This window comes from Luteimonas dalianensis, from assembly GCF_049339425.1.
Taxonomy (GTDB): Bacteria; Pseudomonadota; Gammaproteobacteria; order Xanthomonadales; family Xanthomonadaceae; genus Luteimonas; species Luteimonas dalianensis.
Genome location: NZ_JBMPPO010000008.1, coordinates 69,965 through 94,209, shown reverse-complemented (window position 1 = coordinate 94,209; position 24,245 = coordinate 69,965). Strand labels below are relative to the sequence as shown.

Below are 24,245 nucleotides of genomic sequence, written 5' to 3'. Positions count from 1 at the left end.
CCCGCCCGACTGGGAGGGAGCCGCGGCGGTCAGTCCAGGCGCTTGCGGAAGCGGCTGATCGCCACCGTCATGGTGATCGCGGTGAAGGCCAGCAGCGCGAGCACCGCCGGCCACAGCTCCCAGATGCTGGCGCCGCGCAGCATCACCCCGCGGATCAGGCGCAGGAACTGGGTCATCGGCAGCACCTCCGCGCCCCACTGCACCACGTCGGGCATGCCCGCGAAGGGGAACATGAAGCCGGAGATCAGGATCGAGGGCAGGAACACCAGCATCGCCACCTGGATGGCCTGGAACTGGGTCTTGGTATGCGTGCTGATCAACAGCCCGATCGACAGGTTGGCCACGATCAGCAGCAGCGCGGCGATGTAAACGTCCAGCAGGCTGCCGCGCAGCGGGATGTCGAACAGCCAGAAGCCCAGCAGCAGGATCAGCGTGGTCTGGATCAGCCCGATCACCGCGTACGGCAGCACCTTGCCGATCATCAGCGCGCTGCGACTGAGCGGGGTGGCGATCAGCAGCTCCATGTTGCCGCGCTCGCGCTCGCGCACCGCCGCCATCGCGGTGAACATCATCATGGTCATGGTGAGGATGATGCCGATCAGCCCCGGCACGATCGCCACCGCCGAGCGCCGCTCGGGGTTGTAGAAGCTCACCACGTCGATCCGGGGCGCGTGGCCGGCGGGATGCACGCCGTTGGGCGCTTCCAGCGGCATCTGCGCCAGCTGGTTGGCGGCCGCCTGCACCACGGTGTCGGTGCCGTCCACCATCACCTGCAGGGCGGGCCGGCCGTCGGCCAGGCGGCGTTCGTAGTCGGGCGGGATGGCGACGCCCACGCTGACCTCGCCGCGCCGGAGCATGTCCACCAGCTGCTGCGGGCTGCTGGCCACTTCGGTGAGATCGATCACACCGGTCGCCGCCATGTCCATCACCGCCGCCCGCGAGGCCGCGGTCATGGCCTGGTCGACCACGGCGGCCTCCAGGTTGCGCGGGTTGAGGTTGATCGCGTAGCCGAACAGCAGCAGGTCGATCACCGGGATCGCCACGATCATCACCACGCTGATCCGGTCGCGGCCCATCTGCCGCAGCTCCTTCAGGGCCACGGCCCACATCCGGCGCAGGTTCTTCATTCCCGGCCTCCATCGTCCGCGCGGCCGTGGGTGGCGGCGACGAACACGTCCTCCAGGTTGGCGCCTACCGCTTCCACTTCGGCCTCAAGCCCGGCCTGCTCCAGCGCCGCGCGCACGGCGTCGACGCTGTCGCGTCCCGGCGCGGACAGCACCCGCAGGCTGTTGCCGATCTGGGCCACGCTGATCACGCCCGGCAGCCCGGCCAGGGCCTGCTGGGCCCGTCGCGGCTGCTGCGCGCTCACCTGCAGGCTGCGCCCGCGCAGGTCGTCCGCCAGCGCCCCCGGGGCGCCATCGGCCACCAGCACGCCGCGGTCGAGGATGGCGATGCGGTGGCAGCGCTCGGCCTCGTCCATGTAGTGGGTGGAGACCAGCAGGGTGGTGCCGGCGTCGGCCAGTTCGAACAGCTTCTCCCAGAAGTCGCGGCGCGACTCGGGGTCGACCGCGCTGGTCGGCTCGTCCAGGAACAGCAGTTCCGGCTCGTGGATCACCGCGGCGGCCAGGGCCAGGCGCTGCTTCTGGCCGCCGCTCATGGTGCCCGCAAGCTGCTTCTGGCGGTCGCCGAAGTGGTAGCGCTCGACCAGCTCGTCCACCCGCGCCTTTGCCCGGCTACGCGGCAGGCCGTACACCGCGGCCAGGAACTCCAGGTTCTCGCGCACGGTGAGGTCTTCGAACAGCGAGAACTTCTGGGTCATGTAGCCGATGCGCAGGCGCAGTTCCTCGGCCTGCCCGGGCACGCGCAGGCCCAGCACCTCGATCTCGCCCCGGGTGGGCGTGAGCAGGCCGCAGAGCATGCGGATGGTGGTGGACTTGCCCGAGCCGTTGGGGCCGAGGAAGCCGTAGACGTGGGCGCGCGGGACGGTCAGGTCGACGTTGTCCACCGCCACGACATCGCCGAAGTGCCGGGTCAGCCCGCGGGCGCGGATCGCCGGCTGCGCTTCTTGGCCGCCGGTGGATGCGGGACGCGTCGTGTGCTCCACCGTGTTCACTGCCCGCCGCCGAATTCGACCCGCACCGGCAGGCCCGCCGGCAGCCCGCCCGCGTCCGGCTCCAGCTGCACTTCGGCCAGGTAGCCCAGGCGCGCGGCGTCGTCGCCGGTGAGCGCGTAGTACGGGGTGAACGCGGGCTCGCTGCGGATCATCCGCACCTCGCCGGTGAATGTGCGCCCGCTGCCCTCCAGCCGCACCTGCACCCGGTCACCGATGTCCACCTGCTCGCGGATCGGCTGCGGCACGTGGATGCGCGCGTAGGGCGCGTCGCCCACCAGCAGCACCGCCAGCGGCGCGCCCACCGGCGCCTGGTCGCCGCTGCGGTACGGCAGGCTGTCCACGCGCCCGGCGCGCGGGGCGACCACGCTGAGCTTTTCCGCCGTGGCCTCTTCGGCCCGGAACCGCGCCTGCGCCGCCTGCAGCGCGGCGGTGGCCTGGGCCAGCTGCTCGGGGCGGGCGCCGTTGAGCAATTCGTCCAGCGCGGCCTGGCCGGCGCGCACCTGGGCGTCGGCGCTTTCAGTCGCCGCGCGGGCGGCGTCGATGTCGGATTCGGAGACCAGCTGCTGCCGGCCCAGCGGCTCCAGGCGCTGGTAGCGGGCGCGGGCGTCGCGCGCCTGCGCCTGGGCGGCGGCGAGGCTGGCGCGGGCCTGGTCGATGTCTTCCCGGCGCGGCCCGGCCTGCAGTTCCAGCAGCGCTTCGCGGCGCTGGGTGGCTTCGGCCAGGCTCGCGGTCAGGCGCGCGTCGCCGCGGGTGCGCTCCAGGGTAAGCAGCGCGGCGCCCTCCCCGACCCGCTGGCCCTCGCGCACGTGGATGCCGACGATGCGCTCGGCCTCCGGCGCGGGCACGGTGATGCGGTCGTACTCCAGCGTGCCCAGGGCCTGCGGCGGGCCGTTGCCGCAGGCGGCCAGGGTGAACAGCGCCGCCAGCGCGAGCGCGACGGAACGGCGGGAAACGGAAACGGCAGGGCTCATTCGGCAAGCTCCAGTCCGCGCTCGACCAGGGCCAGCGCGTGGGTGCGGATGTGGTGGATGTCCAGCGGCTCGCCTTCGAACAGCTGGCGCCAGATCGGCAGGCCGGCGGCGGGGAACAGGGTCAGGCCGACCAGCGACACCATCAGCAGGCGCGGGTCGAGCGCCGGGTTGAGGCGCCCGGCGGCCTGCTCGGCGGCGATCCGCGCGGTCATGATGCGGGTGATCTCCGGCGCCATCCGGGTCACCAGCAGGCCGCGCAGGCTGCCGCCTTCGCTGACCACCTCCGCCGTCCACAGCGCCGGCAGCCAGGGGTATTGCTCCACCAGCGCGCAGAGCTGGTCGATGAAGCCTTCCAGCACCTCGCGCAGGGTGGTCGCGGGCGTGCCGATCAGCGCCGTGCGCACCTGTTCGAACACCGGCATCAGCCGCTCGGCGATGACCGCGTCGCGCAGCCCGGCGGCGTCGCTGAAGTAGTAGTGCAGCGCCGCCGGGGTGACGCCTGCTTCGGCGGCAATGTCACGCAGCGAGGTGGCGGCCATGCCGCGGCGCACGTAGCAGGCCAGGGCGGCGTCCAGGGCCAGGGCGCGGCGGTCGACGTCACCGGCGGGACGGCCGGGCTGGCGACCCGGCGCGGACTTCGCCGCGGGCCCGGGGTTCGCGCCGCGGCCGCTGCCGCCGGGAGGTGGTGTTGTGTCCATGCGGATATATTAATTCAACGGTCAATTAAAGGAAGAATAGACGCTGAATGCCGCATCGCCCGGCCGCTGACACCCGCCATCGCGAGCGCCTGCGCTACCCTTCCCCTCCATGGCCAGCCCCCACCAACGCGATTTCACCCTCGACCCCGCCGACAGCGAGCGCCTGGCCAACCTGGCCGGCCCGTTCGACGGCCACCTGCGCCAGATCGAGCTGCGGATGGGGGTGGAAATCTCCAACCGCGGCAACGTGTTCCGGGTGACCGGCCGCGAGGCCGACGCCGTGGCCCAGGCCGAGAAGCTGCTGCAGGCGCTGTACGAGGAGGCCGCCACCGAAACCCTGGACACCCACGCCATCAACGTGCGCCTGAGCCGCGCCAACCTGGAGCGCAATCCGGAGGATTACGCACCGCAGGAGGTGGCGGTGAAGGTCAAGCGCGGCACCGTGCGCGGGCGCGGCGCCAACCAGGCGAAGTACCTGCATTCGATCGCCACCCACGACATCAACTTCGGCGTCGGCCCGGCCGGCACCGGCAAGACCTTCCTGGCGGTGGCGATGGCGGTGGAGGCGCTGAACGAATCGAAGGTGCAGCGGCTGGTGCTGGTGCGCCCGGCGGTAGAGGCCGGCGAGAAGCTGGGCTTCCTGCCCGGCGACCTGAGCCAGAAGGTCGATCCCTACCTGCGCCCGCTCTACGACGCCCTGTACGAGATGCTGGGCGTGGAGCGGGTGATCAAGCTGCTGGAGCGCAGCGTGATCGAGATCGCGCCGCTGGCCTACATGCGCGGGCGCACCCTCAACGACGCCTTCGTGATCCTGGACGAGGCCCAGAACACCACCATCGAGCAGATGAAGATGTTCCTGACCCGGCTTGGCTTCGGCTCCACCGCCGTGGTCACCGGCGACCTGACCCAGATCGACCTGCCCAAGCACGTGAAGTCCGGCCTGCGCGACGCCATCGACGTGCTGCGCGACGTGGAGGGGGTGAGCTTCACCTTCTTCGAATCGCGCGACGTGGTCCGCCATCCGCTGGTGGCGCGCATCGTCACCGCCTACGACCGCCGCGACGAGCGCGACGCCGAAACCGGCCCCACCCCGTAGGAGCGCGCATGGCGCGCTCCTACTACAATCGGCGCATGACCCAGGGTTCTGACCGGCTGGACGTCGCCATCGCCTACGCGGTTCCGCGCAAGGGCGTTCCGGCCGCGGCCAGCTTCCGCAAGTGGGCCACGGCGGCGCTGACCGGGCGCATCCGCGAGGCCGACGTGGCGATCCGCATCGTCGGCTCCAGCGAGGGCCGCGCGCTCAACCGCCACTACCGCGGCAAGGACTACGCCACCAACGTGCTCAGCTTCCCCGCCGAACTGCCCGAGGGACTGCCGGAGGAGTTCCACATGCCGCTGCTGGGCGACCTGGTGATCTGCGCGCCGGTGGTGGTGCGCGAGGCGCGCGAGCAGGGCAAGCTGCCGGCCGCCCACTACGCCCACCTGACCGTGCACGGCGTGCTGCACCTGCTCGGCTGCGACCACGAGGACGAGCGCGAGGCCGAGGCGATGGAGATGCTCGAACGCGAGATCCTGGCCGGGCTGGGCTTCGACGACCCCTACCTGGACGCCTGAAATCCCCACCGCCGGCCCGCCTTGATGGCCACCCATTTCCGCTAGACTTGATCCGTCGCCCGCCCGGGCGCCCACGCAACCGAAATGTCAGAAGAAGACAGTAGATCCTCACAGGAACCCCCGGATAAACGACGCGGCTGGCTTGAGCGCATCAGTTCGGCCCTTTCAGGCGAGCCGACCACCCGCGAGGATCTGGTCGAGATCCTGCGCGATGCCCAGGCCGAAGGCCTGATCCAGGAAGACACCCTGCGCACGATGGAAGGCGCGATGGCGATCTCGGGCCTGACCGTGGGCGATGCAATGATCGCGCGCTCGCAGATGGTCTCGCTGCCGATCGACGCGAGCTACGACGAGGTGCTTGGCCAGGTGGTCGAATCCGGCCATTCGCGCTTCCCGGTGCACGGCGAGGACAAGGACGAGGTGCTCGGCATCCTGCTGGCCAAGGACCTGCTGCGCGGCGCCCTGCCCGGCGCCGCCCCGGTGAGCGTGCGCGAGCTGCTGCGCCCGGCGGTGCTGATCCCCGAATCCAAGCGCCTGGACATCCTGCTGGGCGAGTTCCGCCAGTCGCGCAACCACATGGCGATCGTGATCGACGAGTACGGCGGCGTGGCCGGGCTGATCACGATCGAGGACGTGCTGGAGGAGATCGTCGGCGAGATCGACGACGAGTACGACCTGGCCGACGACAGCGAGGCGCTGATCGCGGCCCAGGCCGACGGCCAGTTCCTGGTCGACGCGCTGACCCCCATCGAGGACTTCAACGAGCGCTTCGGCTCGGACTTCGGCGATGACGAATACGACACCATCGGCGGCCTGGTGACCGCGGCCATCGGGCACCTGCCCGAGGCCGGCGAGGAGCTGACGCTGGGGCGGTTCGGGTTCCGGGTGGCGCGGGCGGACTCGCGCCGGCTGCATTCGCTGCACGTGAGCGTGCATCCGGAAACCGAAGAGGCGTGATCGCGACTGCCGCCATGGGTCACGCGGCTTCGCGCGCGTGGCGCGCCCGGGCGGCGGTGTTGCTGGTGCTGGTCCTGTGGGCGTTTGCATCGGTTGCGGCGGCGGCGCCGCGCATCGGGGTGGCGACGATGCAGCCCGGCGAGATCTTCTTCGAGCGTTTCGGGCACAACGCGATCGTGGTCGACGACCCGGCGTTCGAGGAGCCGATCTCCTACAACTTCGGCTACTTCGACCTCGACGAGCCCGGTTTCACCGGCAACTTCATCCGCGGCCACATGGAGTACATGCTGGTCGCCCTGCCCCTGTCGCAGGATCTGGCGTACTACCGGCAGGTCGGGCGCGGGGTGTCGATCCAATGGCTCGACCTGGCGCCGGAGCAGGCCCGCGACCTGGCCGCGGCGCTGGCCGAGAACGCGCGGCCGGAGAACGCCCGCTACCGCTACGACTACTTCCTGGACAACTGCTCCACCCGCGTGCGCGACGCGCTCGACACGGCGCTGGACGGCGCGCTTGCGCCGCAGCTGCAGGGGCGCTCGCGCGGCAACACCTTCCGCGCCGACGCGGTGCGCCTGGCCTCACCCGCGTCGTGGATGTGGCTGGGTTTCGACCTGGGCCTGGGCCCGGCGGCCGACCGGCCCAACTCGCGCTGGCAGGAGGCCTTCGTACCGATGCGCCTGGCCGAAGCCCTGCGCGACAGCCGCCTGGCCGACGGCCGCCCGCTGGTGGCCGAGGAAGTGGAGGTCCTGCCGCACCTGCTGCCGCCCGAGCCCGCCGAGGCGCCGCGCCGGTGGTGGCCGTGGCTGCTGGCCGGGCTGGCGCTTGGCGGCGCCGCCCTGTGGGCCGGCCAGCGCCGGCCGGCACTGGTGGCCGGCGCCGCGCTGCCGTTCTGGCTGCTGTGCGGCATCGGCGGGCTGCTGATCGCCTTCATCTGGTTCGGCACCGGGCACCGGTTCGGCTGGAACAACCACAACATCCTGCTGCTCAACCCGCTGTGCCTGCTGGCGCTGCCGGGCGGCTGGCGGATCGTCCGCGGCCGGGCCCCGGGCCGGCTGCTCGGCTGGGTGCTGGCGCTGGTCGCGATGGGCGGCGTGATCGCGCTGTTCTGGAACTGGATGCCGGTGCTGCCGCAGCGGAACATGCCGTGGATCTGCCTGCTGCTGCCCATCCACCTGGCACTGTGGCTGGCGCTTGCCCGCCCCCGTGCGGAGCCGCGACCCGAGCTGCAGGAGTGACCGTGGCCTGCCGCAGGCAGGACGCGGCCGGCATCACTGGCCGGCCATCATCCTCAGGATCTGACCGGTGAAATAAGCCAGGACCGTACCGGTCGCGTAGCCAACCGTCCCCAGCAACACCCCGACCGGCGCCAGCGTCGGGTGGAACGCCGCCGCCACCACCGGTGCCGAAGCGGCGGCACCAATGTTGCCCTGGGAGCCCACGGCGAAATACAGCAGCGGCGCCTTCACCAGCCGCGCCGCGCCCCAGATCACCAGCACGTGCACGGCCATCCACAGGGCGCCGATCACCAGCAGCTCCGGACGCTCGGCCAGGCGGAAGAAGTCCATCTGCATGCCGATGCAGGCAATCAGGAAATACAGGCACACGGTCCCGACCCGCGAGGCTCCGGCGTTCTCCAGCTGGCGCACGCGGGTGAAGCTCAGGCCCAGGCCGGCCAGGGTGGAGAGGACCACGATCCAGACGAAGCTGGAGTCCAGGCTGAACCGGCTGGCCCAGGCCATGTTCGCGGAGAACCACCCGGCGATCGGATTGGAGACCGCGTGTGCCAGGGCGACGATGCCGAACGCCAGGCCGACGATCACCATCAGGTCGGTCAGGGAGGGGATCCGCGCGTTGGCCGCCTCGTAGGCCGCGATCCGCTCGCGCATCTCATCGATCGCCGAGGTGTCGGCACCGCTGCGCCGGTCGATCTGCTCGGCGCGGTTGGCCAGGAACAGCAGCGTGGCCAGCCACAGGCTGGCAAAGGCCACGTCCACCACCGCGAACTGGCCGAACAGGGTGGCATCGACCTCATAGATCTCGCGGATGGCCACCATGTTGGCCCCGCCGCCCATCCAGCTGCCCGACAGCGCCGCCATGCCGCGCCAGGTGTCGCCTGCCACCGCTGCAGGCCAGACCCATTCCAGGACCTGGAAGCTCACGATGGCGCCCAGGATGATCCCCAGGGTGCCGGCACAGAAGACGAACAGCAGCCGAGGACCGAGCTTGAGGATGCCCTTCAGGTCCACGGACAGCGTCAGCAGCACCAGCGCCGCCGGCAGCAGCACGCGGCTGCCGAAGTAATACAGCTGGCTGCCTTCGCCGTCGATCAGCCCGGCGGTGTTGTAGATCGCGGGCACGAAGTAGCACAGCAGCAGCGCCGGCACCCAGGCGAAGAACTTCTTCCAGAACGGCGTCGGTCCGCTGGCCAGGTAGAAGATGGCGCCCAGGGTGGCGGCGATGAGGCCGAACACCACGATGTCGTTGGTGATCAGCGCGGTGGAAGCGGCGGTTGCTGGCGCCATCGGCGGTGGACTCCTTCGGGACGGAAAAAGGCCGCCGGGCGCAAGGCGCCGGCGGCCGTTGCAGAGCGTGGATCAGTTGCCGGTGTGCCGGTCCAGCCAGTCCTTGACCGTCTGGTGCCAGAGCACGCTGTTGTTGGGCTTGAGCACCCAGTGGTTCTCGTCCGGGAAGTACAGCAGCTGCGATTCGATTCCCTGACGCTGCAGCGCGGTGAAGCTGGACAGGCTCTGATCCACCGGCACCCGGAAGTCGTTGGCACCGGCCACCACCAGCATCGGCACCTTCCAGTCGCCGACGTGGCGCGCCGGGTTGTAGCGCTCGTAGGCCTCGGGGTTGTCGTACACGGTGCCGCCGTGCTCCCACTCGGTGAACCACAGCTCCTCGGTCACCAGCCCCATCGAGCGGGTGTCGAACACGCCGTTGTGGTTGACGAAGCACTTCCAGGGTTCGTTCCATTGGCTGGCGATCCAGTTGACCATGTAGCCGCCGTAGCTGGCGCCCAGCGCGCAGGCGCGATCGCCGTCGAGGAAGTCGTACTCGCCCAGCGCGTATTCCCAGCCCTTCTGCAGGTCCACCAGCGGGGTGTCGCCCCAGTCGCCGCTGATCGCGTCGGTGAAGGCCTGGCCGTAGCCGGTGGAGCCGTGGAAATCGACCATCACCACCGCGTAGCCGGCGCCGGCGTAGGTCTGCGGGTTCCAGCGGTAGCTCCAGCCGTTGCCGAAGCTGCCCTGCGGGCCGCCGTGGATCAGGAACGCGACCGGATACTCCCTGCCCTCCTCGTACCCGGCCGGCTTGACCACCCAGCCGTACACGGTGGCGTCGTTGGCGCCGCGGAAGGAGAACTGTTCGTACTCGCCCATCTGCACGCCGTCGAGCATCTCCTCGGCGGTCTGCGTGATCTGGCGCAGCCCGCTGCCGTCCGGCTGCGCGGTGTAGAGCACGTCGCCGGTGGCCATGGAGTTGCGGGTCAGGGCCAGGGTATCGCCTTCCACGGTGAACGACGTCACCGTGCCGTCGGACACCAGTTCGGTGACCTCGCCGCTGGCCACGTCCACACGGAACAGCGGGTTCTGGCCAACGTCCTGGGCGGTGACGTACAGGCTGCTGCCATCATCCGATACCGAAACGCTGCCCGCCGAGCGATCCCAGTCCGGCGCAACCTCGCGGCGCTCGCCGGTAGCCAGATCCAGCGCGGTCAGCGCGTAGCGGTCGGCCTCGAAGCCGGGCCGGGCCATGGCCTTGTAGTACAGGGTGCCGCCGTCCGGGCTGAACACCGGGCCGGCGTCGCGGGCGGCGCTGTCGGGGGTGAGGTTCACCGGCGAACCGCTGCCGTCGGCATTGATTCGGTAGAGGTCGAAGTCGGTCGACCAGACCTGCTCGGAGCCTTCCACCGTCTTGACGCTGGCCACCAGGGTGGCCCCGTCCGGCGCCCAGGCGTAGTCCGAGGCGCCACCGAAGGGCTTGGCCGGGATGTCGCCGTTGAGCGCGTGGCTGAGCGAAACGGCTTCGGTCACCGCCGCGCCCTCGCCCTGCGGCAGGTCGGCCGCGAACAGCTGCCCCTGGCGGCCGTCCTTCCAGGTATCCCAGTGGCGCACGAACAGCTGCTCGTACAGCACGCCGGTGGTCTTGCTCTCCTTGCGCTCGTCCAGGCGCGCCTTCGTGCAGGCGAAGTCGGTGCCGCAGTCGGCGAAGACATCGGTGGTGAACGCAATCCGGTTGCCCTGCGGCGACAGCTGCCAGGTGCCGATGCCCAGGGCGAAGTCGGTCAGCTGGCGCGGCTCGCCGCCGGCGGCGGGCATCGCGTAGAGCTGCTGGCTGCCATTCTTCGCGCTGAGGAAATAGAGGGTGTCCCCGTCCGGGGAGAACGCCGGCGAAGAGACGCTCCAGCCTTCCGGGGTGATCCGCTGCGGCGGCCGCATGTCGCGGGTGCGCAGGTCGCGCATGTACAGCGCGCTGCTGGCGCTGTCGGCGTCGAAATCCACCGTGCGCCGGGCGAACACCACCCGCCCGCCGTCAGGCGACAGCGTGGGCGAGGACACGCGATCCATGGTGGCCAGGTCGCGCCCTTCCAGGCCGCGATCGGCCATGGCCAGGGACGGAAGCGCGGCCATCAGGCACAGCGGCAGCAGGGCGGTTCGCAGCTTCATCGGATTCTCCGGGAATCAGGCAAGTGGCCGATGGTAGCCGAACCGGTTCACGCGGTCTTGCGCCGGTGGTCATGGCCGGCGGCGGGCGGGCAAGCCCGCCCTGACGGTCAGCCCGGGGTGTAATACGTCGGCGCGCCCGGCCCCACCGGCAGGCCCAGGCCGAACACCCACAGGAAGAACAGCACAGACCAGCCGATGAAGAACACCACCGAGTACGGCAGCATCATCGCGATCAGCGTGCCCACCCCGATGTCCTTCTGGTAGCGGGTGGCGAAGGCCAGGATCAGGCCGAAGTAGCTCATCATCGGGGTGATGATGTTGGTCACCGAATCACCGATGCGGTAGGCGGCCTGGATCACCTCCGGGCTGTAGCCGATCAGCATCAGCATCGGCACGAAGATCGGCGCGGTCACCGCCCACTGCGCCGACGCGCTGCCCAGCGACAGGTTGATGATGGCGCAGATGATGATGAAGGGCAGGAACACCAGCGGCCCGGTCAGCCCGATCGCCTGCAGCGAGTTGGAGCCGACCACCGCCACCACCTGGCCGAGCTGCGTCCAGTTGAAGAAGGCCACGAACTGGGCGGCGAAAAACACCAGCACGATGTACAGGCCCATGGTGGACATGGACTTGGCCATGGCGTTGATCACGTCGCGGTCGTTCCTGAACTCGCCGGTCAGCGCGCCGTAGACGATGCCGGGGATGGCGAAGAACACCGCCACCAGCACCACGATGCCGGTCAGGAACGGCCGCAGGCTGGCCAGGGTGTCGTCCTCCATGCCCGGCAGCCGCAGCCAGGCGCCCGAGGGCACCACCAGCAGCGCGATGCCGATGCTCACCACCAGCGCCACCAGCCCCGACCACGCCAGCGCCCGGCGCTCGGTCGCGCTCACCGGATCCATGCTGATGGGCTCGGCGGTTTCATCCAGCTTGGACGGGTCGTACGCGCCCAGCTTCGGCTCCACGATCTTGGCCGTCACGAACCAGCCCAGCCCGGTCACGATGAAGGTGCTGGCGATCATGAAGTACCAGTTGACCGCCGCGTGCACCTCGTAACCCGGATGGATCAGCGCCGCCGCCTCCTGGGTGATGCCGGCCAGCAGCGGATCCACGGTGCCGATCAGCAGGTTGGCGCTGTAGCCGCCGGACACGCCGGCAAACGCCGCAGCCAGGCCGGCCAGCGGATGCCGGCCCAGGGCGTGGAAGATCGCCGCCGCCAGCGGGATTACCACCACGTAGCCCATTTCCGAGGCGGTGTTGGACATCATCGCGGCGAACACCACCACCACGGTGACCAGGTTCTTCGGCGCACCCAGCACCAGCAGCTTGATCGCCGCGGTCAGCAGCCCGGAGCGCTCGGCGATGCCCACGCCAAGCATCGCCACCAGCACCGTGCCCAGCGGCACGAAGCCGGTGAAATTGGTGACCAGGTTGGTCACGATCCGGCGCAGGCCTTCGGGATCGAGCAGGCTGATCACCCGGATCACCCCGTCTTCGGCCCGGCCGGTGGTGCCCTCGGGGCGCGGATCGGCCACGCTGATGTCCATCCACCCCAGCACGCCGGACACCAGCAGGATCCCCAGCGCCAGCAGCGCGAACAGCGTGACCGGATGCGGCAGCAGGTTGCCCAGCCATTCCACCGTATTCAGCAGGCGGGTGATCCAGTTGGGCTGCGCCTGGCCGGCGGCCTGATCGTTCCGGGTCATCGGCAAATCCAGCGAAAACAGCGCAGGAGTCTACCGTAGGAGCGCGCCATGCGCGCGAAACCGCATGAATACGGGCGGCACGACGCAGCGTCGGGTGCGGCATGCCCGCCGAAGGCCCGTCGCACTGCCAAGTGTCACGCAGCTTCGCGCGCATGGCGCGCTCCTACTGGTACCCGATGAATACGGACACCACCAGCGCGATTGCCGCGGCCACCAGCAGCTTGAGCAGCAGCGGCGCGGCGAAGCGGAACCAGCGGTCGTAGGGAATCCCGGCAATGCCCAGGATGCTCATCAGGATCACGTTGGTCGGAAACAGCATGTTGGCCAGGCCGTCGCCGAACTGGAACGCCAGCACTGCCGTCTGCCGGCTGATGCCCACCAGATCCGCCAGCGGGGCCATGATCGGCATGGTCACGAACGCCTGGCCGCTTCCGGAAGGAATGAAGAAGTTGATCGCCAGCTGCACGAACATCATCCCCACCGCGCCTACGTGCGCCCCCAGTGCCGACAGCGGCGTGGCCAGCACGTCGACGATGGTGTGCAGCACCACGCCCTCCTCCAGGATCAGCGCGATCGAGCGGGCGAAGCCGATCAGCAGCGCGGTCATCGCCAGCTCCGCCGCACCGTCGCCGAACTGGCGCGCGGTGCCGTTCACCCCCAGCCCGCCCACCAGTCCGGTGAACAGGGCCAGGCCGATGAACAGCGCGCCGAGCTCGATCAGGTACCAGCCCTGGGTGGAAATGCCCCAGATCATCAGCCCCAGCGCGCCCAGCGCCGCCGCCAGCAGCACCAGGCGGCGCCCGTCCAGCGGCGGATACTCGCTGGGCGGGGCGTGCAGCGGCTCGATGCCCTTCATCAGGCTGGCCTCCGGATCGGCCTGCACCTTGCGTGCATAGCTCCACACGTGGTGCACGCCGATGGCCACGAACGGCACGAACAGCGCCAGGCGGTAGGCCCAGCCCGACGCCGGCTCCAGCCCGGACACGTTCTGCGCCACGATCACGGTGAACGGGTTCATCACCGCCACCCCGTAACCGATGCCGTAGCCGCAGATCAGGATGCCCATGGCGGTGATCACGTCCATACGCATGGCCAGGCACAGGGTGATCAGCATGGCCGCGAACGGGATGTACTCCTCGGCCACCCCGATCGTGCCCGAGCCGATCGCGAACACGCTCATGCCGATGATGATCAGCAGCTTCGGGCTGTGCCCCACCCGCTTCAGCGTCCAGCCCAGCACCGCGTCGATCAGCCCGCTGGCGCGCAGCACCGCCAGCGCCCCGCCCACGATCAGCACGAAGAAGATGATGTCCTGCGCCTCGGCCATCGCCCGCGGCACCACGGTGAGCAGGGTCAGCGGGGACAGCGTGGTGCGCTGTTCAGCCTGCTCGTAGGTGCCCGGCACCACCACCGTGCGCCCGCCCTCGTCCTGCGCGGTCTGGAATTCGCCCTGTGGCAGCAGCCAGGTGGCCACCAGCGCGGCGGCCATGATCATGAACAGCAGCGCCAGGGTGTGCGGGATGCGGAAGGAACGCTTCATCGGCCGGTCCGGTTGGGAACCGGCGCAGTATAGGCATCGGGGTTGGCCGGTGTCGGGAGTGTGGGCCCGACCTACAATCGCGGGCTGCCCCTTTGCCCCGGAGCACCGATGTTCCGCTGGTTTGAAAACCGCCTGGACCCGTTCCCCGCCGATCCCCCGGCGCAGCCGCCGCGCAGCCTGTACGCGTTCTGCCGCCACTACACCCGCGGCTCGGAGAAATGGCTGCTGCTGATGGCGCTGACCACCGCCGGCATCGCCCTTGCGGAGCTGGCGATGTACGCCTACCTGGGCGCGCTGGTCGACCGGCTGGGCAACACCACGCCGGCGGCGTTCCTGGCCGAAGAAGGCCGGCGCCTGCTGGGCATGGGCCTGCTGGTGCTGCTGGCGCTGCCGCTGGTGGTGCTGGCCAACTCGCTGATCCAGCACCAGGTGCTGCTGGGCAACTTCCCCATGCGGATCCGCTGGAACGTGCACCGCTACCTGCTGCGGCAGTCGATGGGCTACTTCCAGAACGAGTTCGCCGGGCGCATCGCCACCAAGCTCATGCAGACCTCGCTGGCGGTGCGCGAGACCGTGCTCAAGCTGCTGGATATCGGCAACTACGTGCTGGTGTTCTTCATCGGCACCCTGGTGGTGGCGGGCGCGGCGGACTGGCGGCTGATGCTGCCGTTCGCGGCCTGGGCGGCCGGCTACGTGGTGCTGATGTGGGTCTTCGTGCCGCGCATGGAGCGGGTGGCGCGGGCGCAGGCGGACGCGCGCTCGGTCATGACCGGCCGGGTGGTGGACAGCTACACCAACATCGCCACGGTCAAGCTGTTCTCGCACTCGCAGCGCGAGCAGGCCTACGCGCGCGAGGCGATGGACGGCTTCCTGGTCACGGTGCACCGGCAGATGCGCCTGGCCACCGGCGTGTGGAGCCTGCTGTACGCGCTCAACATGGCGCTGCTGTTCGGCTCGGTCGCCACCGCGCTGTGGCTGTGGCACCAGGGCGCGGTAGGCGCCGGCGCGATCGCGGTGGTGGTCGCGTTCGCGCTGCGCATCCTGGGCATGTCGCAGTGGATCATGTGGGAGATCTCGCAGCTGTTCGAGAACATCGGCACGGTGCACGACGGGATCAATTCGATCTCGCTGCCCCCGACCGTGGACGACGCCCCCGGCGCGCCGGCGCTGGCGCGGGTGGAGGGCGACGTGCGCTTCGAGAACGTGAGCTTCCACTACGGCCAGGGCAGCGGCGTGATCGAAGGGCTGTCACTGCACATCCGGCCGGGCGAGAAGATCGGCGTGGTCGGGCGCTCTGGCGCGGGCAAGTCCACGCTGGTGAACCTGCTGCTGCGTTTCCACGACGTGGAAGGCGGGCGGATCCTGGTCGACGGCACCGACATCGCCACGGTGCAGCAGGACTCGCTGCGCGCGCACGTGGGCGTGGTCACCCAGGACACCTCGCTGCTGCACCGCTCGGTGCGCGATAACCTGCTCTACGGGCGCCCGGACGCCGGCGACGAAGAGATGATCGCGGCGGCCAGGCAGGCGCGCGCCCACGACTTCATCCTCGAACTCTCCGACAACGAGGGCCGGCGCGGCTACGACGCCCACGTGGGCGAGCGCGGAGTGAAGCTCTCGGGCGGCCAACGCCAGCGCATCGCCATCGCCCGGGTGCTGCTCAAGAACGCGCCGATTCTGGTGCTGGACGAGGCCACCTCGGCGCTGGATTCGGAGGTCGAGGCGGCGATCCAGGAAAACCTGTACCGGCTGATGGAGGGCAAGACGGTGATCGCCATCGCCCACCGCCTCTCGACCATCGCGGCGATGGATCGGCTGATCGTGATGGACGAGGGCCGGATCGTGGAGCACGGCCGCCACGAGGAGCTGGTGGGCGGCGACGGGATCTACGCGCAGCTGTGGCGGCGTCAGTCCGGCGGGTTCATCGACTGCGACGAGGCATCGCCGGAGGTGGCGTCCGCCTCGTCCGCCTCACCCGTTTCCTCGGAGGCGGTATCCGGCCCCGGCGCGAACACGTAGTCGGCGGCGAGGTCGAATTCGGACAGCGGGCTCTCGGCCGGGCAGGTCTCGTCGGGGAAGCCGTAGTTTTCCCGCAGCTCCAGGCCGCAGGCGTTGAGCGCTTCCAGCCCGGTGTCCGGCGCCTTGCAGCGCGCGTCGAAGGCGCGTACGAACGAGTCGCGCCGGCGCACGAAGTCATCGCCGCACTTGCGCATCAGGCGCAGGCGGTCGAGGTCGTCCTGGGCCGGGTTCACCCCGTCCAGGCCGTAGAGCTGCAGCTCCTCGGTACTGAGCAGGCGCAGGCTGCGGTTGGGTACCACCATCATCATGTCGGCCACCGCCACCGCCGCGCCGTTGCGCTCCAGGTACCCGCGCACGCGGTCGTGCACGGCCCGCAGCTCGGCGTTGAGCTCGCGCCGGGTGGTGGCGGTGGAGCTCATGCGGATAATCCGGTGGATGCCCACCCGGCCGGTGATCAGGCGGCTGTCGCCGGCGCTGAGGATGAACACGCAGGAGCTGTGGCAGTTGGAGCCTTCGCGCACCCAGACCGTCCAGCCGGATTCGGCGATCAGGTCGCCGGCCTCCATCGAGTCCTCGACCTGGCCGCCGGCCGAGTCCAGATCCAGCACCCGCTTGTCGATCTCCAGCTCGTCGGCCAGCGCGATCACCCGCTCGATCAGCGCGGTGAACTCGCCGGTCAGCCGCCCCTCGTAGCGCAGGCGCATCACCCCGCGCTCGCTGCACGGCGTCATGGCCTGCTCAAGGGTTTCACGATCCAGCGCCCCGACCGGCGTGCCGTCGCCCTCGGCGCCGTAGTCCAGCTCGCAGCTGATGGACAGGATGCCGTCGGCAAGCTCCATCGGAGTCCAGTCCAGCACGTCGTCGGCCAGCGCTGGCTCGGGGAGATCCGCTTCAGGCGCCTGTTCCGGCACCGGCTCCACCGGGGCCATGCTCACCGCGCCGCTCTCCGCCGGGCTCTCGATGGCCTCCGCTTCCAGCGTGCCGGCGTCATCCGCCGGTGCCGGCGGCCGGCACGCGGCCAGCAGCAGCGCGCACAGCGCGAACAGGCAGGCTTTCAGGAGACGGGACGGCATCGGGACTCCGCTGCTGGCGAGCGCGCACCGGGTGCGCGGCGATCTACCTACAGTCTAGGGGCCAGGCGTGTCCGCATCCGAACAACAGGTGAATCGCCGCGGCGGGCGGATCCGCCGCGTGGCCGTGCGGTCAGCCCACGGGCCGCCGGTACAGCGCCGCGTTGATGCAGGCGAACACGCTCACCAGGAACCAGCCGAAGGGAAACAGCGACAGGGTCAGCAGCCAGGTGATCGCCCCGGCAATGCACGCGGCCAGGAACCACAGCAGCGCCGACAGCACCCGGCCCTGCACCAGCTGGCCGAGGCCGGGGACGAAGAAGCTGCAGATGGCGGCGATGACGTTGCCGGTCGAACCCTGTCCATTGCCCATCGGTTGTGCTCCGCTGTGTGGCTGGGAACCATCATGCCGCCCGCCCATTCATCCTGCCGTGAAGGCCGCCTGGCTGGCGCCACCCGCAATCATTCGGCCGCCGCCGGATCCTGCTTCGATTTTTCGAACTTCGGCAGCACCGCAAACACCACCAGTGCCACCAGGGTGGTGACTAGCGCGATCATTTCCTGCCCCATGCCCGCGGCCATGCCGATGGCCGCGGTCATCCAGATCCCGGCCGCGGTGGTCAGGCCTTCCACCCTGCCGCCCCGCTCCCGGCGCAGGATGGCGCCGGCGCCCAGGAAACCGATGCCCTGCACGATCCCCTGCATCACCCGGGTGACCGCCTCGCCCTCGATGCCGGCCAGCATCGGCGCCAGCACGAACAGCGCCGCACCGATCGACACCAGCATGTGGGTGCGCAGCCCCGCCGCGCGCCCCTTGGCCTCGCGCTCCCAGCCGATCACCCCGCCCAGCACCGCCGCGCATGCCACCCGCGACACGATCACGGTCATGGTGCCGGCATCGGGTACCGCGAACTCCGACGCCAATGCCGCTCCCACCTCGTTCCACACGCCCATGCGCAACCTCGCCTGTCCGGCTGACAGCGGGATGGTTGCCGATGCAGGAGCAAGACGGTGTGCAGGCCTGCTTGACATGGATCATCGCGCCGGCGGAACGCGCGAGGGAAAATTGGACGAACAATCCCACCTGTTCCGGAGATTTCCATGAAACTGAAGCAGATTCCCCTTGCCCTGGCGCTGGCGCTGGCCGTTGGCGCGCTGGCAACCGGCTGCGCGCAGGACGCCCCGCCGGCCCCGGCCGCTGACACCGCCGCCGTGGAGCAGGCCCCGGCCGCCGACGCGCAGGCCGATGCCGCCCAGGCGCACGACGGCGGCCACGATGCCCATGACGTCGCCCACGCCGCCGGCGTGGATTTCCCTGTGCCGGACGACCACGTCCAGTGGGAGCCGGACGCCCCCCTGATCGAAGGCATGTCGCGCGTGCGCGCCGCCATCGATGGCCTTGGCCAGGCCCCCGATGAAGCCGCGGTTGTTGCCGGGGCGGCCGAGGTGGATGCCGCAGTCGAATACATGTTCGAGAACTGCAGCCTGCCGGTGGAGCCGGACGTTGCCCTGCACGCCGTGCTCGCCCGCCTGATGGCCGCCACCCAGGCCCTGAACGCCAACCCCGCCGACGCCACCCCCGTGCATGACATGCACGGCGCCATGGCCAACTACGAAGCCCTGTTCAACGACCCGAACGAGGGGCCGGCTTCCTGACGCACGGCCACAGGCAACGCCACGCAACGCAGTGCGCCACGCGCACTGCGTTCCTGCTTCAGGCCATCGGCAGCTTGAGGCCCTGCTCCTTCGCGCAGGCCCTGGCGATCTCGTAGCCCGCGTCGGCGTGGCGCATGACGCCGGTGCCGGGGTCGTTCCACAGCACGCGTTCGATGCGGCGGTCGGCGGCTTCGGTGCCGTCGCAGACGATCACCACGCCGCTGTGCTGGCTGTAGCCCATGCCCACCCCGCCGCCGTGGTGCAGGCTGACCCAGGTGGCGCCGCCGGCGACGTTGAGCATCGCGTTGAGCAGCGGCCAGTCGCTGACCGCGTCGCTGCCGTCCTTCATCGCCTCGGTCTCGCGGTTGGGTGAGGCGACGCTGCCCGAGTCCAGGTGGTCGCGGCCGATCACCACCGGCGCCTTGAGCTCGCCGCTGCGCACCATCTCGTTGAACGCCAGGCCCAGGCGGTGGCGCTGGCCCAGGCCCACCCAGCAGATCCGCGCCGGCAGGCCCTGGAAGCTGATCCGCTCGCGCGCCATGTCCAGCCAGTTGTGCAGGTGTTCGTCGTCGGGGATCAGCTCCTTGACCTTGGCATCGGTCTTGTAGATGTCCTCCGGATCGCCCGACAGCGCCACCCAGCGGAACGGGCCGACGCCGCGGCAGAACAGCGGCCGCACGTAGGCCGGCACGAAGCCGGGGAAGTCGAAGGCGTTGGCGCAGCCCTCGTTGAAGGCCATCTGGCGGATGTTGTTGCCATAGTCGACGGTGGGGATGCCGGCGGCGTGGAAGGCGAGCATGGCCTCCACGTGCACGCGCATGGACTTCATCGCCTCGTCGCGAACCTTCTCCGGATCCGCCTTCTGCTGTGCCAGCCACTGCTCCACCGTCCAGCCGGCCGGCAGGTAGCCGTGCACCGGGTCGTGGGCGCTGGTCTGGTCGGTGACGCAGTCCGGGCGCACGCCGCGCTTCACCAGTTCGGGCAGGATCTCGGCGGCGTTGCCCAGCAGCGCGATCGACTTCGCCTCGCCGGCCGCCGTGTACTTGGCGATCCGCGCCAGCGCATCGTCCAGGTCATCGGCCTGCTCATCCACGTAGCGGGTGCGCAGGCGGAAGTCGATGCAGCTCTGGCGGCACTCGATCGTCAGCGAGCTGGCGCCGGCCAGCGACGCTGCCAGCGGCTGCGCGCCGCCCATGCCGCCCAGTCCGGCGGTGAGGATCCACCGGCCCTTGAGTTCACCGCCGTAGTGCTGGCGGCCCATCTCCACGAAGGTCTCGTAGGTGCCCTGCACGATGCCCTGCGAGCCGATGTAGATCCACGAGCCGGCCGTCATCTGGCCGTACATCATCAGACCCTTGCGGTCGAGCTCGTTGAAGTGCTCCCAGTTGGCCCAGGCCGGCACCAGGTTGGAGTTGGCGATCAGCACCCGCGGCGCGTCGGCGTGGGTGGGGAAGACGCCGACCGGCTTGCCGGACTGCACCAGCAGGGTCTCGTCGTCGCCCAGCGTGCGCAGCGATTCCAGGATCGCGTCGTAGCTCGCCCAGTCGCGCGCGGCGCGGCCGATGCCGCCGTACACCACCAGTTCCTCCGGACGCTCGGCCACGTCCGGATCCAGGTTGTTCTGGATCATCCGGTACGGCGCCTCGGTCAGCCAGGAGCGGCAGCTCAGCTCCGTGCCGCGCGGGGCGCGGATGCTGCGGGACGGGTCGAGTCGGGGGTCGGGGCGGGAGTCGGGCATGTCGGGCTCCAGAAACGATGGTGATGACGGCCGCAGGTTCGCGCGGCGGCTGATTATCGCATCGCCGGCACGCCTTCCTCCTCCAGCGCGGCGCCGCCAGGCGCCGGCGACAGCCGCGGTCATATTTGCGACGTATCATCCGCACCCATGATTGCCTTGCCCCGCCTCCGCCTGTCCGCCCTCCTGCTGACCCTGCTGCTGGCCGCCTGCGCCAGCGCTCCGCCGGCCCCGGCGCCGGCCACCGGCCAGCCCGCCGAGCCCTACACGCTGCTGCTGGTGTCCCTGGACGGCGTCCATCCCGACGACCTGGCCCGCGGCGACACCCCGAACCTGCAGCGCCTGGCCGCCAGCGGCGTGCAGGCGGAGGCGATGCTGCCTTCCTACCCCACGCTCACCTTCCCCAACCACTACACCCTGGTCACCGGCCTGCGCCCGGACCGGCACGGGGTCGTGCACAACAGCATGCTGGATCCGGAGCTGGGCCGGTTCACCCTGAGCAACCGCGAGGCCGTGGGCGATGGCCGCTGGTGGAGCGACGGCGAACCGATCTGGGTGACCGCCGAAAACGCCGGCATGCCGACCGCCACCCTGTTCTGGCCGGGCAGCGAGGCCCCGGTGCGCGGCGTGCGCCCGAGCCGCTGGACGCAGTTCGATTCCACCCTGCCCAAGTCCGAGCGGGTGGATCGGGTGCTGGGCTGGCTGTCGGAGCCGGCGGCCACCCGCCCGCGTTTGGCCACGCTTTATTTCGAACACCCCGACGGCGCCGCGCACGCACACGGGCCGGGGTCGCCGGAGCTGCGCGAGGCGATGCGCGCGGTGGATGCGCAGATCGGCCGGCTGCTTGAAGGCATCCAGCGCAACGGCCTGGCCGGCAGCGTGGATCTGGTGATCGTCTCCGACCACGGCATGGCGGCGGTGCCGGAGGGCAACGTGGTGGCGTTCGAGGACATGGTGGATCCGGAGCTGGTGGAGCCGGCGAGCTTCGGCCAGTCGGTCGGGTTCAACCCCGTCGCGGGCCGCGAAGCGGAGGCCGAACGGGCCCTGCTGGGCTCGCACGAGCGCCACCAGTGCTGGCGCAGGCAGGAGCTGCCGGCGCGCTGGAACTACGGCAGCCATCCGCGGATCCCGGCCATCGTCTGCCAGATGCAGGAAGGCTGGGACGCGCTGCCCGCGCGGTTCATCGAGCGCCGGCCGCCCGGTACCCGCGGCTCGCACGGATACGACCCGGCGCTGGAGTCGATGCGTGCGATCTTCATCGCCAGCGGGCCGTCGTTCGCCAGCGGCGTGCGCCTGCCGGCGTTCGACAACGTCGACGTCTATCCGCTGCTGACGCGCCTGCTCGGCGTGGAGCCGGCCGAACACGACGGCAACCCGCAGACCCTGCTGCCGGCGCTGGACTCCGAAAGCGCCCGCTGAGGCCGGGTTTCCCCGTCAGCCGCTGGCGCGGCCCCGGCGCGGCATCCATGTCCGAAAACGGCCAGTCCGGGCCGGCCGGCGGTGCTAGTCTGCGGGCATGCAGCATGCGTCCACCCTCCCCGCCCGCGCGGTCTGCGAACGCGCCCGCCAGAGCCGCGATCCGCGCTTCGACGGGCTGTTCTTCACCGCGGTCAGCAGCACCGGGATCTACTGTCGGCCGGTGTGCCCGGCGCCGGCGCCCAAGTCGGCCAACGTCAGCTACTACCCCAGCGCAGCGGCCGCCGAGGCCGCCGGCTTCCGGCCCTGCCTGCGCTGCCGGCCCGAGCTGTCGCCCGAGTCGGGCAGCTGGCGGCGCGGCGACGAGGTGGTGGCGCGGGCGCTGAAGCTGATCGACCAGGGCGCCCTGGCCGGACGGCCGCTGGCCGAGCTGGCCGCGCGCGTGCACGTGGGCGAGCGGCAGCTGCGGCGGCTGTTCGTGCAGCGGCTGGGCGCGCCGCCGATCGGGGTGCACGGCACCCGCCGGCTGCTGTTCGCCAAGCAGCTGCTGACGGAGACCGCGCTGCCGGTCACCCAGGTGGCGCTGGCCGCGGGGTTCGGCAGCCTGCGGCGCTTCAACCACAGCTTCCGGGAGGCCTACGGCATGGCCCCGCGCGAGCTGCGCAAGCGCACCGCGGTGGCCGACGGCCGGACGCTGGTGATGCGCCTGGGCTACCGGCCGCCATACGACTTCGCCGCGACGCTGGCCTTCCTGCGCGGCCGCGCCCTGCCCGGCGTGGAGGCGGTGGATGCAGCCGGGTATGCGCGGGCCTTCGGCCCTGCCGACGCGCCGGGCTGGCTGCGCATCAGCCAGTGGCCGGGGTCGCGCGGCCGGCGCGCCAACGCGCTGAAGCTGGAGCTGCACGGCGCCGTCCCGCTGCAGCTGCTGGAGATCGTCAGCCGGCTGCGGCGCATGTTCGACCTGGACGCCGATCCGCGCGCCATCGCCGCGGTGCTGCGCCAGGACACGCGGGTCGGCCCGCTGGTGCGCCGGCGCCCCGGGCTGCGCATCCCCGGCGGCTGGGACGGCTTCGAAATCGCGGCCCGCGCGGTGATCGGGCAGCAGGTCAGCGTGGCCGCCGCACGCACCATCGCCGGGCGCGTGGCCCAGCGGCACGGCGCGCCGCTGCCCGAAGCGTTTGCCGCGCACGGGCTTGAGCGGCTGTTCCCGACGCCCGAGGCGATCGTCGACGCAGACCTGGACGGCATCGGCCTGACGCGCACGCGCGCGCAGACCCTGCGCACCGTTGCCCGCGCCGTGCTCGACGGCCAGGTTCACTTCCAGCCCGACGCCACCCTGGACGACTTCGTCGCGCACTGGAGTGCGCTGCCGGGCATCGGGCCGTGGACAGCCCACTACATCGCCCTGCGCGCGCTCGGCCACCCCGACGCGTTTCCCGATGGCGACCTGGTGCTGCAAAAGGCCATCACCACCGACGGCGTCCGCATGCCGGCCAGGGCACTGCGCGAGCGCGCAGACAGCTGGCGCCCCTGGCGCGGCTATGCCGCGATCCAGCTCTGGCGCGAGGCCTCCACCCCCACCCAGGCGTGACCACCATGACCATCCACTACACCCGCATCGACAGCCCCATCGGCCCGCTGCTGCTGGCCGCATCCGACGCCGGCATGCACACCATCGAGTTCCAGGACGCGAAGCATCCGGTCAAACGCGGCGATGACTGGGAACAGTCCGCACATCCGCTGCTGGAGCGCGCCCGGCGGCAGCTGGGCGAATACTTCGCCGGCAAGCGGCGCAGCTTCAACCTGCCGCTGGCGCCGCAGGGCACGCCGTTCCAGCGCCAGGTCTGGCAAACACTGGCCGGCATCGGCTACGGCGAAACCCTCAGCTACGGCCAGCTCGCCGCGCGCGTGGGCAGGCCCACGGCCTCGCGCGCCGTGGGCGCCGCCAACGGCCGCAACCCGCTGCCGATCGTGCTGCCCTGCCACCGGGTGATCGGCGCCGACGGCTCGCTGACCGGCTTCGGCGGCGGCCTGCCGACCAAGCGGTTCCTGCTCAGGCTGGAAGGCGCCCTGCCCGGCTGAGCGG

General features: G+C 70.6%; 21 protein-coding genes. 9 read left to right on the top strand and 12 right to left on the bottom strand.

Annotated features, from left to right (window positions below):
* Nucleotides 1-29: 29 nt before the first annotated feature.
* Genes ACOZ90_RS12560 through ACOZ90_RS12545 form a run of 4 tightly spaced genes read right to left on the bottom strand, consistent with a single transcriptional unit; the run spans nt 30 to nt 3,782 of the window.
* A complete protein-coding gene (locus ACOZ90_RS12560; protein ID WP_422893990.1) occupies nt 30-1,127 on the bottom strand; it encodes an ABC transporter permease in 1,098 nt (365 codons plus the stop codon).
* Entirely contained in the window at nt 1,124-2,050 is a 927-nt protein-coding gene (locus tag ACOZ90_RS12555; protein ID WP_422894117.1) for an ABC transporter ATP-binding protein, read from the bottom strand. Before ACOZ90_RS12555 ends, ACOZ90_RS12560 begins: the two co-directional genes overlap by 4 nt.
* Before the next feature lie 59 nt (nt 2,051-2,109).
* A complete protein-coding gene (locus ACOZ90_RS12550; protein ID WP_422893989.1) occupies nt 2,110-3,084 on the bottom strand; it encodes an HlyD family secretion protein in 975 nt (324 codons plus the stop codon).
* The gene (locus ACOZ90_RS12545) at nt 3,081-3,782 is read right to left on the bottom strand and encodes a TetR/AcrR family transcriptional regulator (protein WP_422893988.1); all 702 of its coding nucleotides are present in this window, start codon (nt 3,780-3,782) and stop codon (nt 3,081-3,083) included. The genes ACOZ90_RS12550 and ACOZ90_RS12545 overlap by 4 nt, the downstream gene beginning before the upstream one ends.
* Before the next feature lie 109 nt (nt 3,783-3,891).
* Between ACOZ90_RS12545 and ACOZ90_RS12540 the strand changes: the two genes are divergently transcribed.
* The 4 genes from ACOZ90_RS12540 (at nt 3,892) to ACOZ90_RS12525 (ending at nt 7,585) form a co-directional block, all read left to right on the top strand.
* Nucleotides 3,892-4,878 (top strand): PhoH family protein, encoded by a 987-nt coding sequence (locus ACOZ90_RS12540; protein WP_422893987.1) that lies wholly within the window; start codon nt 3,892-3,894, stop codon nt 4,876-4,878.
* A gap of 35 nt (nt 4,879-4,913) precedes the next feature.
* Nucleotides 4,914-5,396 (top strand): rRNA maturation RNase YbeY, encoded by a 483-nt coding sequence (gene ybeY, locus ACOZ90_RS12535; RefSeq protein ID WP_422893986.1) that lies wholly within the window; start codon nt 4,914-4,916, stop codon nt 5,394-5,396.
* An 84-nt stretch (nt 5,397-5,480) separates the two neighbouring features.
* On the top strand, nt 5,481-6,353 hold the full coding sequence (locus ACOZ90_RS12530; RefSeq protein WP_422893985.1) for an HlyC/CorC family transporter: 873 nt from the start codon (nt 5,481-5,483) through the stop codon (nt 6,351-6,353).
* A 14-nt stretch (nt 6,354-6,367) separates the two neighbouring features.
* Nucleotides 6,368-7,585: a lipoprotein N-acyltransferase Lnb domain-containing protein gene (locus ACOZ90_RS12525; protein ID WP_422894116.1), complete on the top strand. Its 1,218-nt coding sequence runs from the start codon at nt 6,368-6,370 to the stop codon at nt 7,583-7,585.
* A 33-nt stretch (nt 7,586-7,618) separates the two neighbouring features.
* On the opposite strand, the gene ACOZ90_RS12520 is transcribed toward ACOZ90_RS12525, so the two are convergent.
* The 4 genes from ACOZ90_RS12520 to ACOZ90_RS12505 form a co-directional block, all read right to left on the bottom strand.
* Nucleotides 7,619-8,872 carry a DUF819 family protein gene (locus ACOZ90_RS12520; RefSeq protein ID WP_095206882.1) on the bottom strand — a complete coding sequence of 418 codons (1,254 nt, stop codon included), beginning with the start codon at nt 8,870-8,872 and terminating at the stop codon, nt 7,619-7,621.
* Nucleotides 8,873-8,944: 72 nt separating this feature from the next.
* Nucleotides 8,945-11,017, bottom strand: coding sequence for a prolyl oligopeptidase family serine peptidase (locus ACOZ90_RS12515; protein ID WP_422893984.1), 2,073 nt, complete (start codon nt 11,015-11,017; stop codon nt 8,945-8,947).
* Between the two features lie 107 nt (nt 11,018-11,124).
* Entirely contained in the window at nt 11,125-12,723 is a 1,599-nt protein-coding gene (locus ACOZ90_RS12510) for an AbgT family transporter (RefSeq protein ID WP_422893983.1), read from the bottom strand.
* Nucleotides 12,724-12,886: 163 nt separating this feature from the next.
* Nucleotides 12,887-14,263, bottom strand: coding sequence for a YfcC family protein (locus ACOZ90_RS12505; RefSeq protein ID WP_422893982.1), 1,377 nt, complete (start codon nt 14,261-14,263; stop codon nt 12,887-12,889).
* Nucleotides 14,264-14,371: 108 nt separating this feature from the next.
* On the opposite strand from ACOZ90_RS12505, the gene ACOZ90_RS12500 reads away from it, so the two are divergent.
* Nucleotides 14,372-16,282 (top strand): ABC transporter ATP-binding protein, encoded by a 1,911-nt coding sequence (locus ACOZ90_RS12500; protein WP_422893981.1) that lies wholly within the window; start codon nt 14,372-14,374, stop codon nt 16,280-16,282.
* On the opposite strand, the gene ACOZ90_RS12495 is transcribed toward ACOZ90_RS12500, so the two are convergent.
* The 3 genes from ACOZ90_RS12495 to ACOZ90_RS12485 form a co-directional block, all read right to left on the bottom strand.
* Nucleotides 16,171-17,355: a COG3904 family protein gene (locus ACOZ90_RS12495; RefSeq protein ID WP_422893980.1), complete on the bottom strand. Its 1,185-nt coding sequence runs from the start codon at nt 17,353-17,355 to the stop codon at nt 16,171-16,173. The two genes, ACOZ90_RS12500 and ACOZ90_RS12495, sit on opposite strands and share 112 nt — an antisense overlap.
* 130 nt (nt 17,356-17,485) lie before the next feature.
* Complete coding sequence (locus ACOZ90_RS12490) at nt 17,486-17,725, bottom strand: hypothetical protein (protein ID WP_422893979.1); 240 nt, start codon at nt 17,723-17,725, stop codon at nt 17,486-17,488.
* Between the two features lie 89 nt (nt 17,726-17,814).
* Nucleotides 17,815-18,306 carry an MgtC/SapB family protein gene (locus ACOZ90_RS12485; protein ID WP_422893978.1) on the bottom strand — a complete coding sequence of 164 codons (492 nt, stop codon included), beginning with the start codon at nt 18,304-18,306 and terminating at the stop codon, nt 17,815-17,817.
* A 147-nt stretch (nt 18,307-18,453) separates the two neighbouring features.
* Here ACOZ90_RS12485 and ACOZ90_RS12480 point away from each other — a divergent pair, with 147 nt between their 5' ends.
* Entirely contained in the window at nt 18,454-19,008 is a 555-nt protein-coding gene (locus ACOZ90_RS12480; protein WP_422893977.1) for a DnrO protein, read from the top strand.
* A gap of 58 nt (nt 19,009-19,066) precedes the next feature.
* On the opposite strand, the gene hutU is transcribed toward ACOZ90_RS12480, so the two are convergent.
* Nucleotides 19,067-20,746 carry a urocanate hydratase gene (gene hutU, locus ACOZ90_RS12475; RefSeq protein ID WP_422893976.1) on the bottom strand — a complete coding sequence of 560 codons (1,680 nt, stop codon included), beginning with the start codon at nt 20,744-20,746 and terminating at the stop codon, nt 19,067-19,069.
* Between the two features lie 156 nt (nt 20,747-20,902).
* Here hutU and ACOZ90_RS12470 point away from each other — a divergent pair, with 156 nt between their 5' ends.
* The 3 genes from ACOZ90_RS12470 (at nt 20,903) to ACOZ90_RS12460 (ending at nt 24,241) form a co-directional block, all read left to right on the top strand.
* Complete coding sequence (locus ACOZ90_RS12470) at nt 20,903-22,162, top strand: alkaline phosphatase family protein (RefSeq protein WP_422893975.1); 1,260 nt, start codon at nt 20,903-20,905, stop codon at nt 22,160-22,162.
* Between the two features lie 97 nt (nt 22,163-22,259).
* Nucleotides 22,260-23,750 (top strand): DNA-3-methyladenine glycosylase 2 family protein, encoded by a 1,491-nt coding sequence (locus ACOZ90_RS12465; RefSeq protein WP_422893974.1) that lies wholly within the window; start codon nt 22,260-22,262, stop codon nt 23,748-23,750.
* 5 nt (nt 23,751-23,755) lie between these two features.
* Complete coding sequence (locus ACOZ90_RS12460) at nt 23,756-24,241, top strand: methylated-DNA--[protein]-cysteine S-methyltransferase (RefSeq protein ID WP_422894115.1); 486 nt, start codon at nt 23,756-23,758, stop codon at nt 24,239-24,241.
* The last annotated feature ends 4 nt before the right edge of the window (nt 24,242-24,245 follow it).

Bases quoted from the DNA above. Each gene is read 5' to 3' on its own strand.
- ACOZ90_RS12520 (WP_095206882.1), bottom strand. From the start codon at position 8,872: ATGGCGCCAGCAACCGCCGCTTCCACCGCGCTGATCACCAACGACATC.
- hutU (WP_422893976.1), bottom strand. From the start codon at position 20,746: ATGCCCGACTCCCGCCCCGACCCCCGACTCGACCCGTCCCGCAGCATC.
- ACOZ90_RS12540 (WP_422893987.1), top strand. From the start codon at position 3,892: ATGGCCAGCCCCCACCAACGCGATTTCACCCTCGACCCCGCCGACAGC.
- ACOZ90_RS12505 (WP_422893982.1), bottom strand. From the start codon at position 14,263: ATGAAGCGTTCCTTCCGCATCCCGCACACCCTGGCGCTGCTGTTCATG.
- ACOZ90_RS12525 (WP_422894116.1), top strand. From the start codon at position 6,368: ATGGGTCACGCGGCTTCGCGCGCGTGGCGCGCCCGGGCGGCGGTGTTG.
- ACOZ90_RS12465 (WP_422893974.1), top strand. From the start codon at position 22,260: ATGCAGCATGCGTCCACCCTCCCCGCCCGCGCGGTCTGCGAACGCGCC.
- ACOZ90_RS12515 (WP_422893984.1), bottom strand. From the start codon at position 11,017: ATGAAGCTGCGAACCGCCCTGCTGCCGCTGTGCCTGATGGCCGCGCTT.
- ACOZ90_RS12545 (WP_422893988.1), bottom strand. From the start codon at position 3,782: ATGGACACAACACCACCTCCCGGCGGCAGCGGCCGCGGCGCGAACCCC.
- ACOZ90_RS12460 (WP_422894115.1), top strand. From the start codon at position 23,756: ATGACCATCCACTACACCCGCATCGACAGCCCCATCGGCCCGCTGCTG.
- ACOZ90_RS12500 (WP_422893981.1), top strand. From the start codon at position 14,372: ATGTTCCGCTGGTTTGAAAACCGCCTGGACCCGTTCCCCGCCGATCCC.
- ACOZ90_RS12530 (WP_422893985.1), top strand. From the start codon at position 5,481: ATGTCAGAAGAAGACAGTAGATCCTCACAGGAACCCCCGGATAAACGA.
- ACOZ90_RS12550 (WP_422893989.1), bottom strand. From the start codon at position 3,084: ATGAGCCCTGCCGTTTCCGTTTCCCGCCGTTCCGTCGCGCTCGCGCTG.
- ACOZ90_RS12485 (WP_422893978.1), bottom strand. From the start codon at position 18,306: ATGGGCGTGTGGAACGAGGTGGGAGCGGCATTGGCGTCGGAGTTCGCG.
- ACOZ90_RS12480 (WP_422893977.1), top strand. From the start codon at position 18,454: ATGAAACTGAAGCAGATTCCCCTTGCCCTGGCGCTGGCGCTGGCCGTT.
- ACOZ90_RS12560 (WP_422893990.1), bottom strand. From the start codon at position 1,127: ATGAAGAACCTGCGCCGGATGTGGGCCGTGGCCCTGAAGGAGCTGCGG.
- ACOZ90_RS12490 (WP_422893979.1), bottom strand. From the start codon at position 17,725: ATGGGCAATGGACAGGGTTCGACCGGCAACGTCATCGCCGCCATCTGC.
- ACOZ90_RS12510 (WP_422893983.1), bottom strand. From the start codon at position 12,723: ATGACCCGGAACGATCAGGCCGCCGGCCAGGCGCAGCCCAACTGGATC.
- ybeY (WP_422893986.1), top strand. From the start codon at position 4,914: ATGACCCAGGGTTCTGACCGGCTGGACGTCGCCATCGCCTACGCGGTT.
- ACOZ90_RS12495 (WP_422893980.1), bottom strand. From the start codon at position 17,355: ATGCCGTCCCGTCTCCTGAAAGCCTGCCTGTTCGCGCTGTGCGCGCTG.